Raw genomic sequence first — 13186 nt, 5'->3', positions numbered from 1 at the left:
GCTGGCCGGGCCAGGCGCGTTCGTGGTGACACTGATGTTGCTTGCCGGCATGCCGCCGCACCCGCCGCTGCGCCCGCCTTGGGGGAGGCCCAATGGTCCATCTGAAGAAGGAAGAGACCAAGGCGATGGTCGCGGTGCGCGGCTGGTCTGGCATCCTGCTTGGCCTACTGCTCTATGCCGTGGTGCTGACGGGCGCCGTGGCGGTCTTCGCGCACGAAATCGGCGCATGGTCGGCCGGCCATCTCGCCACGCGCTTGTCGTTCCAGCAGCCGATCGACGCGACGATGCGCCGCCTGACCGCGCAGACCCCGCCGCACTATCGCGAGGCGGTCAATCTGTTCGAGATCGGCGATCACGGCCTGGGCGTGTTCTTTCACCGCCACCAAACCAATGCGAAGGGCGTCCCCGCTGAGAAAGGCGTCCCAGGCCAGCTTTAGTGGCCGGTCGAGCGACCGTCTGGCTAAGATTAACGGGCGTCTGAAGTTGGGAAAGCCGGGGAGGGCATTTAACGGCGACTTATGGGTCTCGCCCGACTTCCCCACGGACTAGAACGTATAAGCAAGTCCGATCGTCCCCAGCCACTGATTGCGCGATCCGGCGATCGCAACGAGCGGACTGCGGGCGATGTCGCCTTCCATGCGTCCATAGGTGCCGCCCGCGACGACCTTGATACCGTGCAATAGGTCGCCGGTGAGCGAATAGCTGCCGATCGCGCCGAACGTCCAGTTCTTGAGCCCACCGCGGGCTGTGTAGACGGGGAGTCCACTCGCCGCGCTCTGTGCCGCGGACACGCTGTAATAGGTCTGCGCATAGCCGCGTTCGACGATGTCGGCGGAGGCGAACACGCCGATCGCGGCCTTGCGCGACAGCGGCGTGACATAAGTGATGCCGGGGCTCCAGATGCCGCTGTCGTGAACCCCGCTGACGTCGTGGCGATAGCCGAGCGTCACCGACAGCGTGTCGTAGGGGCTGGTCAGCACGCCGGTCTTGCCGAGGCCGACATAGCCGCCGAGTTCGACCGCGACGCCAAGCTTGCCGAGCGCGCGGATGCGGCGGTCGTCGATGCTGCCGAGGGCGCTACGGTTGAGATTGAGCTGTGCGATCGGTCCGGCCTGGACGTCCCAGACCGCGCCTGGCGCGTTCTTAATCAGATCGACGCTCAGCTGGTTGCCCGCCAAGGCGAAGCCATAGCCCTTGATCGTCCCGATCGCGGCGGGTGCCGGGGTGATCCGATAGTCGATCGAGCCTTCGTAATCCGGGAGTGCGGCGACCCCGACACCGACGGTGACGGTATCGCGGTACGGATCGGCGGGTGCGTCCTGCGCATGGGCAGGTAGCGTGGTGAACGCCGCCAATGTGCTGCCGAGGATGAGCGACGAAGTTCGGATATAGGGCATGAGAAGGTCCGTGATTAAAATGTGATCGGCGCGGCGAGCGGTCAGCCGCCGAGCGCGCGGTGGAGCTGGACGTTCGCGAGCGCGGCGGCGACGCGCTGGCGAACGACGGCCAACTCCGCGGACAAGGCCGCTTGGCGGGCGTCGAGCAGCGGCGCGGCCGCGATGTCGCCGCGGGCGTAGCGGGCCTCGACCATCGCCACCGTCCGGTTACGCGATGCGAGGTCGCGGTCGAACAGGCTGGTGCGGTCGGCGTCGGCGCGGCTCGCCGACAGCGCGTCGTCGACTTCGCGCCAGGCATTGAGGACGGTCTGGCGGTACGCGAGCGCGGCGGTGCGCTCCTCCGAGCGGCGCAGGTCGAGCTGCCGCTGCAACCGGCCGCCGGAGAAGATCGGCAGCGACAGGCTGGGGCCGATGCTCGTGCTGCGCGCGTTCCAGCCGAAATCGGCGAGGTTCAGCACGTCGATATCGAACAGGCCCGTCAGGCTGATCTTGGGATAGAAATCGGCCTGCGCGACGCCAATCTGCGCGGTCGCTGCGTGGAGCCTTGCTTCGGCTTCGACGATGTCGGGACGTGTGCGGGCAACCTCGGAGGGCACGCGCACCGCCGCCGCCGGGAGCGGGCTTTGCGGCCGCAGCGTCGTGCGATCGAACCGGGCGGTATCGGGCGTGCCACCGACCAGTATCGCCAGCGCGCGCTGGGTCGTGGCCGCCTGGTGGTCGAGCTCGACGATATCGCCGTGCAGAGCGCGTAGCTTCTCGTCGATCGCGGCGAGATCGATCGGTGTGGCGAGACCGCGGGCCAGCAGCACACGCGCGATCGATGCGTTGTTCTCGGCGAGTGCGACCCCGTCCTGCGCGATGCGGCGCTCGTCCCAGAGGCCGCGCAGTTGAAAATAGGTGCGCGCCACCTCGGCCTCGACCGACAGGCGCACGGCGCGCGCGACGGCTTCGGTGGCCTCAACCGAGGCCTGCGCGGCCTCGGCCTGGCGACGATGGCCACCCCAGAGATCGATTTCCCAGCTAGCGCCGACGCCGACGCTGTAGAGATCGAAGTCGACGCCCTTGGGCGGGGTCGTCGTCGGGGTGAGGCCGAGCAGCGTCTGCGTGACCGAGGCGATCCCCGCGGTGCCGATGCGCTCGCGGTTGTACCCCGCCTGCAGTTCGAGCTGCGGCGCACCGGCGGCGCGAGCTTGGCCGCGCTCGATCCGCGCGGCGGTGATCCGCTCGATCGCCGCGGCGATATCGAGATTTGTCGAACCTGCGCGTGCCTCCAGCGCGTCGAGCACCGGATCGTCGAAGCTGCGCCACCAGCGCGCATCGGTGGTAGCCTGCACCGGGGTCGTGCCCTGCCAGACCGGCGGCAGGATTGCTGCGGGCGGTGCAAAGTTCGGGCCGACCGTACAACCCGCCAGCGCGACGGCAAGCAGCAGCAGCGCCCGCCAGAGTTTCGGATCATGCATTTTCGTGGTCCTCCTCGGGAAGGCCGGATGTGCGATCGAACGCGAGCGCGTAGAGCGCGGGGAGGGCGACCAGCGTGAGGATCGTCGCGCCGATCAGCCCGCCGATCATCACGATCGCCATCGGCCCCCAGAAGATGTTGAAGCAGAGCGGGATGAACGCGAGTACCGCCGCCAGTGCGGTCAGCACGACCGGACGCGAGCGGCCGATCGTCGCGGCTCGGATCGCCGCGTGCAGGTCCATGCCGTCTGCCTGGTTGTGCGTCACCTGATCGACCAGGATGATCGAGTTGCGCATGATCATCCCCGCCAGTGCGATCAGTCCAAGCAGCGCGACGAACCCAAACGGCGCGCCCGTCAGCACTAGCGCGACCACCGCGCCGATCAGCCCGAGCGGTGCTGTCGCGAGCACCAGCAAGGTCCGGCTGATGCTCTGCAACTGGATCATCAGCAGCACGAGCATCAGCGCGAAGGTGACAGGCAGCAGCGCATAGATCGCGTCGTTCGCCTTGGCCGACAACTCGCTGTCGCCGCCATCCTCGATCCGGTATCCGGCGGGCAGCGATGTCACGATCGCGGCGACACGCGCGGCGGCGGCGTCAACGACTTCGGACGCCTGCACGTCGCCGGTCATGTCGGCCTGCACGGTCATGCAGAGCTCGCCGTTGCGCGTCCATAGGATCGGCTGCTCGGTGGTCGCGCCGATCTGCGCGACCTGGCCGAGCGGGACCGGCCCGCCCGGCGTGCTGACCGCCATATCGGCGAGCCGCCCCGGATCGGCGCGATCTGCCGCTGTGCCGCGCACGACGATGCCGATCCGCTTGGTCCCACGGAGCACGTCACCCGCCGGCTGGCCCGACATCATGGTCGCGACGTCACCCGCCAGCCCCGCGCGATCGAGCCCCAGCCGCGCGACCCGCTCGGCGTCGAGATCGAGCCGCATCGCGACCGACGGCGTCCCCCAGTCAGCCTGGACTGCAGTCGTCCCCGGCGTGGCGCGCAGTACCGCCTCCAGCCGTGCGGCGATGGTCCGCAACATTTCCGGATCGGGGCCAATCACGCGGTATTGCACGGGGAAGCCCGCACTTGGCCCGAGCGACAGGCGGCGGATGTGGAGCTTGGCCTCGGGGGACGCGTGGTTCGCCAGCAGCCGCGCGATGACGCGTTCGCGCGCGTGAAGGTCGGTCGCGACCAGCACCATCGTCGTGGTCGCCGGGTCGGGCAGCGAGGGGCCGTAGGGCAGATAGAAACGTGGCGATCCTTGGCCGATATAGCTGTCGGCCTGCGCGATATCGCGGTCCTTGGCGATGCTGGCCTCGATCTGCTTCACCGCCGCCGATGTCGCGGACAACGAGGACCCCGGTCGCAGGCTGACGTCGACGATGATCTCGGGGCGGTCCGATACGGGAAAGAATTGCTGGCGGACCAGCATCGCGCCCGCGAGACTCGCTATCAACAGCGCCGCGGTCACCGCGACCACCGTTTTGCGGCGCGTCATGGACGCATCGACGACGCGGCGCAGTCGTCGGTAGACCGGCGTGTCGTACATCGCTTCAGCGTCGTGATGCGCGTGCGCCTCGGGGAGCAGCCGCACACCCAGATACGGCGTGAACACGACTGCGACGACCCAGCTGACCAGCAACGCCGAGCCGGTCACCCAGAAGATCCCGCCGGCATATTCGCTGGTGGTCGATCGCGCGAACCCGACCGGCAGGAATCCGACGATCGTCAGCAGCGTGCCGGTCAGCATCGGGAACGCGGTGTGCGTCCAGGCATGCGCGGCAGCATCGGCCCGGCTCGTGCCCTTTTCGAGCTGGACGACCATCGCCTCGACGCTGATGATCGCGTCGTCCACCAGCAGCCCGAGCGACAAGATCAGCGCGCCGAGCGAAATCCGCTCGAGCCCGATCCCGCTCGCCCCCATGAACAGCGCGACGATCGCCAGCGTTAATGGCACCGACAGCGCGACGACCACGCCGGTCCGCCAGCCCAGCGTCACGAACGCGACCAGCAGGACCACCGTCAGCGCGCAGAAGAACTTGATGAGGAACGCGTTCACCGCCTCGCGAATGTTCTGGCTCTGGTCCTCGACCTGGGTCATCGCGATCCCGGCGGGCAGCGTGCGGCCGAACGTGGCAGCGACCTGTGACAATTGCTTGCCGAAGCCCAGCCCGTCGGCACCAGGCGCCATCGCGACCGCCAGCACCACCGCAGGTTTGGCAGCATGGCGGACCAGCAGGTCGGGCGGATCGGCATAGCCGTTGCTGACTGTGCCGACGTCGCCGATGCTGATCGTCCCGTTCACGGCAGGGATGACGGTGTTTTCGACCGTATCGACGCCGTCGACCGTACCGCGGATCCGGACGGGGACTCGCACCGACCGCTCGACCACGCCAGCGGGTGCGACGCTGCTGCGCTTTGCCAGCGCCTGCACGACGGCGTCCGGCGACAGCCCCAGCGCGGCAAGCCGGCGCGAGTCGACATCGACGAACAGCCGGCGCGGTACCTCGCCGGTGATCTGCACCTTGCCCGCGCCGGGTATGCGCAGCATCGCGTCGCGCACCTGCTCGGCCAACGCCACCAACCGCGCATTGTCCGCACCGGTCAGCGTGAAGACATAGCCGTAGACCTCGGCATAGTCGTCATCGGCGGCAACCGTCGCCCCCGCGGGAAGCCCCGGCTCGAGATCCTTCAGCTGCTTGCGGACCTGTTGCCAGATCACCTCCACGCGGTCCTTCGGCGCGCTGTCTTTCAGCGAAATGCGGATCGCGCAACGACCGTCGACGCAGTAGGTCTGGAGGAAATCGAGGTCTTCGGTCGCCCGCAGCCGGCGTTCGATAAGGTCCGCGACCTGGGCGCGCATCTGCGCCGGCGACGCACCCGGCCACGCCGCCGCGACGATCATCTCCTTCAGCGTAAAGGTCGGATCGTCGTCGCGCCCCAGCGCGAAGAAGTGCGCAGCGCCGGCCGCGAACAGCAGCGCCATGAGAAAGCCGACGAGCGCGGGATGACGGATCGCCCAGCGCGACAGGTTGAGGCGGTCCATCGCTCAGTTGCCGCCCGCGACTAGGCCGGCCATGACAACGCGCTGCCCTTCCGACAGCGTATCGCCACCACTTGCGACGATCTGCTGGCCATCGGACAGGCCCGAGACGATCGCATCGTCGCCGCGCAGTTCGACCAGATGCACCGGCTGGCGGTGGACGCGATCGCCGCCGCCGCTGCTGGCCCCGTTGCCGGCCTTATCGCCGCCACTCGACAGCGACCAGACGTGCGGCTGGTTGTCCCGTGCGCCGAGCGCGGTCAGCGGCACGCGGATCGTCGCCTTCGGATCGGGCATCCGCAGCGCGAGCGTCGCGGAACTGTTGAACGGGATCTGCGAGACGTCGCCGAGCACGCTGAACCGCGTGGTCCGCAACCGCAGCGCACCGCCAGCCGCCGGTCCGATCAGTCTCAGCCGCACCTCGGCGATCGTGTCAGGCGCGGACCAGAAGCTCGCGTTCGCCATCGTCCCGGTGGCAACCTGCACGCGCTCGGGCAGGAGAACCTCGATTTCGGGACCGCCCGCGGCCAGCCGGACGACGGTGCTGCCGGCCTCGACGACGGTACCCGATTCGACCGTGCGTTCGGTCACGACGCCGTCCTCTGGGGCGATCAGCACCGCGTCGGCGAGCGTCGCTCGGCTGTGGTCGAACGCCGCGCGCGCCGCATCGCGCTTCGCCGCAGCGGCGCTTGCCGTCAGCGCGCGGTCGCGGACCTCGGCGGCTGACAACGCGCCGATCCCGTCGAGGCTGGTGGCACGCCGCGCCGCTTCGCCCGCGCGGATCGCCTCGGCGGTCGCGGCGGCAAGCTCGGCGCGTGCCTGTCCGGTATCGGCGATCGCCTCGGCATGCGAGAGGCGGGCAAGGACCTGCCCGGCGCGGACGTGGTCGCCGACCTGTACGTTCAGCGCGAGCACCCGGCCGCCGGTCTTGAACCCGAGCGCGATATCGCGGCGTGGGCGCAGGACGCCGCCGAGCGTCACGGTCTGTCCGCCGGCGTGATGGATCGTGACCACGTCGACCAGCGTGGCGTCCGATCTGGGCGATACGACCGGTTCGGAGGAACAGCCGGCGCAGGCGAGGAGGGCCAGACCGGCGGTGATCAGTGTGGTCGGCAGCCCGGTCGGGGCAGTGAAAATCATCGGCATCGTCGCGTCCCGTTGTGAACGCGGTTGCCCTGCCTATCCGGGCCGATCCTGGCCTGCAGATCCTCGAAACCGACCAGTCAATTTCGAAAACGACCGGTCCCGATGCTTGTGAACCGGCTTCGCTAGCCTTTGAGGTGCCGCCGTCGAAACGCGCTGGGGGTTTCGCCGAGGCGGTCCTTGAACACGCGGTTGAACATCACGAGGCTGCCGAACCCGGCGTCCATCGCGATCGTCAGGATCGGCACGTCCGCCTGGGCCGGGTCGGCCAGCGCGCTGCGGACTTCGGCGATCCGGTGTTCGTTGAGGTAGTCGCTGACGTTGCGATAGCCGAGCCCGCCATTGATGTGCCGCCGCACGCGATATTCGGGCATCTCGACCCGCGCGGCGATCATTCCGATCGTCAGGTCGGGATCGCGGTAGGCGCGGTCCCGCGTCATTATTGCCGCCAGCCTCTCGCCGAGACCAACGTCGAGCGGTTCTGGCGCTGCAGCCGCTTGAACTTCGCCGACCACTGGGGCGGCGTCCGTGCTCAGGAAAACCTCGGGGTGATGCAATCCAAACAGCAGCGCGGTGATCACGAACGTGCCCATGAACAGCCCGGCGGCGGCGGTCATCTCGGATACGGCCAGTTCGCCGGTTGCACGGCCGACGATCTCGCTGCCAAGCAGCCACAGGATCATGAGCCCGATCGAGACCACGAAGATCGTCCGCGCCTGCCGCCGCGCCTCGACCAAATCGCTTTGCCGATTGCGCCATGCCAGCCACTGCGCATGGATCGCAAACGCCATTCCCCCTAGATAGACCGCGATATCGAGCCCACGGATCGGCGTGGCCAGTCCGCGCCCCTGCAGGCTGACGTACAGCGTGCAGGCCAGGAACGCCGCGGCCAGCGCCACATCGATCGGCTTAGGTCTGAACGCATCGTCGAACCAGGCGCGCGCGAACAGCCAGAACAGGGGAATCGCGGCGCTCGAGCTCAGATCGAGCAACGGATCGAACGCGATCGGCGCATGCGGCAACCCCGCCAGTGTACCCACCACCGTACACAGCGTCAGCGCCAATCCGAACCGGCTCGGCAAGGACGCCGGCGACCGCGCGAACACCACTGCCGCCAGCATCAGCAAGCCGATCGCGCCGCCACGGAGCAGAAGGTCGAGTTCTAGGATCACTGTCGACGATACTGGGTAGTGCTTAACATGAGCGGCCGAAACCACGGCGCCGTCGATATGTCGAGCATTACCGTTTCTCGTTAATTAGCGTTGAGCGGCAACTGTCTTTGCTAGTTGGCGCGAGGTTACCCGGACCCTGGGGCTACTCAAGGTCGACCTCCGCATTTCGCGTCCTAAGACGAGGCATCTTAATCGTCGGAAGTAGACCGGTAGGGAGCTTAAACCGTCACCGTCTCAAGCTGAACGAATGGCGGAAGTTGGTAGCCGGGAAGGGCACTCGAATGGCCAATTATGGGTCGTCTCTCGGCATCAGAGTGGACTACGCTTCGTACTTTTGAGCACGGGTTAGGCGCTTTGCAACCCCGGCTTGCCACGCTCGGTAACGAAGGTGATGTGCGTCGAGAGCGTGCCGTTCCGCGTCGCGATCGTGTCCAGAACCTTCAGGTCACCGCGCCACAGATCGCGGCCGACGTCGCACAAGACATAGCCACGCCTGTCGGTGAGCGCCTTGAGATGCGGATTTTCCGTCCGGGATGAGCGGGTATAGTCGTCGTCCTCGCCGACGCCGTCCGCCCCCGAGCTGATCGAGGTCGCGAGATATTCGCTGCTGATGATTTTGCCGTTGCCGTGATCCTGGATCAGGTCGCCGGCGTAATGGCGGTGCGCGTCGCCGCTGACGGTCATGACGTTACCAGGGCACCGCGCGTCGATATGTGCGAGCAGGCGGCGGCGGCTGTTCATGTACCCTGACCATTGGTCCATCGAGACAAGCTGCTCGGGCTGCCCTGCCTTGTGGTAGCCGAGGTTCATCAGGCACACCTGCTGCGCGATCAGGTTCCAGCGTGCCTTCGAGCGATCGAGGCCTTTGAACAGCCACGCTTCCTGCGGTGCGCCCGTGATCGACCGGTCGGTCGCGAAGGCGTCCGGCCCTTGCGGCGCATCGCGATCGCCATAGACCTGATCGGAACGATATTGCCGTGTATCGAGGAAGAACGCGTCCATCAGATCGCCGAAGCGTGCGCCGCGGTACATTTGCATGTGCGATCCGTCGGGCATCGATGAGCGGCGTAGCGGCATATGCTCGTAATAGGCCTGCATCGCCATCGCACGCCGCGTGCGGAACACCTCCGGCGTGGTGTTCTCCTGATCGATGTCGCCGGCCCAATTATTGTCGATTTCGTGATCGTCGAAGCTGACGAACCAGGACGCGGCGGCGTGCGCGGCCTGGAGATCGGGATCGCTCTTGTACTGGGCGTAGCGCTGGCGGTAATCGCCGATCGAATAGATTTCGTGGCCGAGGTGGCGACGCACCAGCGGCTTCTTCGCGCCGCGCGCCTGTTCGCCGCGGTCCGGCCCCTCGTAGATATAGTCGCCGTAATGGAACACGAAGTCGATCGGTTCGGCGGCGATGTGACGCCATGCGGTGTAATAGCCCTCCTCGTAATGCTGGCAGCCGGCGACGGCGAAGCGCACGCGGTCGAGCGGTGCGCCTGGCGGGGGCAGGGTCGCCCCGCGCCCGGTGCCGCTGCGCTCGCCGCCGCAGGTGAAGCGGTACCAATAGGGCCGTGCGGGAGCGAGTCCGGCGACCTCGACATGGACCGAATGCGCCAGCTCAGGGTGTGCGATCGCCTCGCCGCGCTGAAGCACCTGACGGAAGTCGGGATCGGCGGCGACCTCCCAGGCAACGAGCACGGGGGCCATCATCATGCCGCCATCGGGCTGGAGCGGTAGGGGCGCGAGCCGCGTCCAGATGACGAAGCCCGTGGCATCGGGATCGCCGGCCGCGACGCCCAACGTGAACGGCGGGGTGGGGAAGCGCGGGGCCTCGATCAGGTTGCGGGGCCGCACCTCGGCGGCGGAGGCCCGCCAAGGCAGGACACCAGCGGCGGTCAGGCTTCCCAGGGCGGACAGAAGATAGCGGCGATCGACTTCGTACATGGTCGTACCTCTGTTCGGCTTATCAGCGCAGCATGATGTGGAAAAAGGCACCCTGCCCATAGTCGTCGACTTCGCTGACGTAGCGAAGGCCGTTGCCGACCAGGAATTTCGGCTGGTCATTGAGCAGGTTGGTGATCTCGTATTTGAACGTCACGTGTTTCGTCACGCGGTGCCACAGGCCGAGGTTGACGGTGGTCAGCTCCGCGCGGCCGTTGTCGTCCTGCGCGGTCTCGCCGATGCCCTCCATGTAGCTGCCGCGGTGCGTGACGGTCGTGCGGAACGCGCCGTCGATCGCGGGCAGGCGAAGCGTCGCGCCGCCGTTGATGATCCATTTTGGTTGGTAGATCAGCCGGTCCAGGGTCCGCGTCCCCGCATCGCTGGTGATCGACATCCGTCCCTTCAGCCAGGTTGCGTTGAAAAACGGATCGATCCGCTGGCCGAACAGGTTGACGTCGTGATCGGCGGCCTGGAACTCGACGCCGTACAGCCGCGAATTGTCGGCGTTGAGCGGCTGGCGGACCCGGTAGTTCACGTCGTCAATCAGCTGCGTCGTGGTCAGCGTGAAGATATCGTCCTTGATCCACTTGGCGAACGCGCCGAGCGAGATGATGCCGTCTTTGTGGAAATACTGCTCGAACTGGACATCGAGATTGTCCGACCGACGTGGGCGCAGATCGGGGTTGCCGCGGCTGATCGAGCAATCCGCCCCGCCGCTGTCCTCGTCACCACAATTGAGCGATTCCGGTTGCGCGATATTGCCCGGCGTAGGCCGGCCGAGCGTGCGGCTGTACGATAAGCGCAGCTTCTTGCCGCCGGCGAAGTCCTGGATGCCGGTGAACGACGGCAAGAGGTATTGATACCCGCCTTTGTTCCGCGTCATCACCGCCGACGCTGTGCCGCCGGTGATCGTCGGCTGGAACGCGGAAAAGCGCGTATGGTCGTAGCGGACGCCCGCGACCAGCGTGGTATCGTCGGTGGCGTAATGGAGCGACAAAAACGGCGTTACCAGCCGCTCGGTGTATCGATAATCCCCGGTGATGCTGTCGTAGGTCGAGTTGGGTACGTCCTTGACGAACTTGGGCCACAACTCCTTCTTCACGCGCGCCCAGTCGACCCACGGGAACGATTGCGGTGCGCCCACGGGCACATAGCCTGGATCGTACAGATAGGCGTTCATCGCCTGGCCAAGCTTGTATTCGGTCATATCGACGTTGCGCGACAGTTCCAGGTTGCGGAATTCGATCCCTGTGACGAACCCGAAGCCACGATCTTCGGGCTCGGCGTTCCAGCCATAATCGACGCGCGCATTCGCCAGCCCCTCGTTGGCCATGCGGTATGTCGTCTGCGCTGTGCTGAGCTTGTACGGCGATCCGAGCACGAGGCCCGGCTTGTCGATCCCGGTGACGTAAGGCAGCCCGCCGGTGCCGTCATTGCCCGCCGCCCAATCTAGCGAAAGGCCAGTCGGATAGGCGCGGACACCGATATAGGGCTGCGTATTGTCGTACCGGGCGCGGGTGTAACCGCCGCGAACGCGCAACGACGAGCGGTCGTCGTGCCATTCGACATTGCCGATCGCGCCGACCGTCGCCTTGTTCCAGGTATCGTAGCGATAGCGTGAATAGAGGCTGTTGATGTCCGATCCGCCACCCTCCGCGGTCAGGTCGCTGACACTGTTCTTGGTGTAGTAATCATTCTTGTTCATCGTCGAGGATTCCCACTGACGATAATTGAACCCGAGCAGCGACGCATAGATGTCGGTGCCAAGCGGACGCCATTCGAACTTCGCCGAACTGCCCGCGGTCTGGAGGCGGTTGGTATAGCTGCCGTAACTATGGTTGTACGGTACGGCGATGCCGTTCCACGCGGGATCGTCGGGGCCGGCCAGCTTCTTGCCGGCGTCGCTGAAGTAATATTTGGTGTCCTGCCACCATTTGCGCGAGTTGCGGATGCGGTTCTCGTAGCGCGCCGACAGGACCACGCCGAACTGATCGCCCGCGCCGAACTTGTCCGCGAACACCATCTTGCCACCGGCGCCGAAATGCGGCGTGCTGCCGTTGCCGGCGTTGCTGCCGCCATCGCCCTTGAACGACGAATAGATACCGTAGCCGTCGACCATGACATAGCGGCGCCTGAGGGCAAACGCGCTGCGCGTGACGATGTCGACGATCCCCCCGATCGCCGCACCATCTTGTTCGGCGGTAAAGGTCTTGTAGACGTCGTTGTGAAAGGCGAGTTCCGACGGGATCTGCTGGAGGTTGACCTTGCGCGATCCTTCGCCGTCGTTGCCGATCGTCGCGAGCGTGATCCCGTCGATCGTGGTCTGGTTTAGATCTGGCGAGATGCCCCGGATGCTGACGAAGCGCGGCGCATCGCCATCCTCGATCGCGCTGATACCGGGCAGCAGGATCAACTGGCCTGCGACGCTGCCGTCGGCTGACAGCGTTTCGAGATCGTCGAACACGATTGAGTCACGTACCGACGTCGATTGCTCCTTGTCCGAGCGGATCGCGCGATCGCCCATGACGATGATGTCGGACTTGGTCTGCTCGGGGTCAGCGGTCGGGTCTTCGGCGTTTGCGGCGCTAGCTACGAACAACAGCGGAAGCGTATAGGCCGCGGACGCGGCCAACCGGACGCGTCTGGCGGGCGAAAGGAACAGCATTGAGCCAGCATCTCCGAAAGGGGCGGGCAGAGAGGCTTCCCCAGAACGGAACGGCTGGCCCACCCAATATAAGACCAATCTGCGGTCTAGAGCGCCTCGCCTATGATATCAACGCGACATAATCGCGTCAGTTATGATGACCTTTTATGACAGTCGGCATTATTAAAGCGCACTGTTCGGCCGCGTATCAAACCTGTTCAGTACTGAGCTACGCCCGTACTCAGGAGCGCGACCAGGCAAGGCGGCTAATCTTGCATCGTTCGGGACGACTTTCGGAAGCCATCGATTTCCAGGCAGTCATTTCGACCGACCGCTTGAACGGATGGCAAGCGTTGCCGTGGAACTCCATGAAACAAGGGCGGAAGTTGGGAGGC

The 13186-nt window shown here is 66.1% G+C and carries 8 protein-coding genes; 1 reads left to right on the top strand and 7 read right to left on the bottom strand.

Going from position 1 to position 13186, the window contains the following annotated elements; genetic code table 11:
• The first annotated feature begins 92 nt into the window (after nt 1-92).
• Nucleotides 93-437 (top strand): PepSY-associated TM helix domain-containing protein, encoded by a 345-nt coding sequence (locus tag C8J24_RS16735; RefSeq protein WP_107934146.1) that lies wholly within the window; start codon nt 93-95, stop codon nt 435-437.
• Nucleotides 438-545: 108 nt separating this feature from the next.
• Here the strand turns inward: C8J24_RS16735 and C8J24_RS16730 are convergent, their stop codons facing one another.
• From C8J24_RS16730 to C8J24_RS16700, 7 genes are all read right to left on the bottom strand, one after another.
• Nucleotides 546-1397: a MipA/OmpV family protein gene (locus C8J24_RS16730; protein ID WP_107934144.1), complete on the bottom strand. Its 852-nt coding sequence runs from the start codon at nt 1395-1397 to the stop codon at nt 546-548.
• A gap of 41 nt (nt 1398-1438) precedes the next feature.
• Nucleotides 1439-2857: an efflux transporter outer membrane subunit gene (locus C8J24_RS16725; protein WP_107934142.1), complete on the bottom strand. Its 1419-nt coding sequence runs from the start codon at nt 2855-2857 to the stop codon at nt 1439-1441.
• Nucleotides 2850-5900, bottom strand: coding sequence for an efflux RND transporter permease subunit (locus C8J24_RS16720; protein ID WP_107934140.1), 3051 nt, complete (start codon nt 5898-5900; stop codon nt 2850-2852). The genes C8J24_RS16725 and C8J24_RS16720 overlap by 8 nt, the downstream gene beginning before the upstream one ends.
• 3 nt (nt 5901-5903) lie before the next feature.
• Nucleotides 5904-7043, bottom strand: coding sequence for an efflux RND transporter periplasmic adaptor subunit (locus C8J24_RS16715; protein WP_107934138.1), 1140 nt, complete (start codon nt 7041-7043; stop codon nt 5904-5906).
• Between the two features lie 122 nt (nt 7044-7165).
• Complete coding sequence (locus C8J24_RS16710; protein ID WP_244180822.1) at nt 7166-8212, bottom strand: AraC family transcriptional regulator; 1047 nt, start codon at nt 8210-8212, stop codon at nt 7166-7168.
• Nucleotides 8213-8557: 345 nt separating this feature from the next.
• Nucleotides 8558-10150 (bottom strand): alkaline phosphatase D family protein, encoded by a 1593-nt coding sequence (locus tag C8J24_RS16705; RefSeq protein ID WP_107934136.1) that lies wholly within the window; start codon nt 10148-10150, stop codon nt 8558-8560.
• A 22-nt stretch (nt 10151-10172) separates the two neighbouring features.
• Nucleotides 10173-12812: a TonB-dependent receptor gene (locus C8J24_RS16700; RefSeq protein WP_107934134.1), complete on the bottom strand. Its 2640-nt coding sequence runs from the start codon at nt 12810-12812 to the stop codon at nt 10173-10175.
• Nucleotides 12813-13186: the final 374 nt, after the last annotated feature.

Source organism: Sphingomonas aerolata, from assembly GCF_003046295.1.
Lineage (GTDB): Bacteria > Pseudomonadota > Alphaproteobacteria > Sphingomonadales > Sphingomonadaceae > Sphingomonas > Sphingomonas aerolata.
The sequence above is the reverse complement of the archived record's forward strand: the minus strand, read 5'-3'. Positions and strand labels throughout refer to the sequence as shown.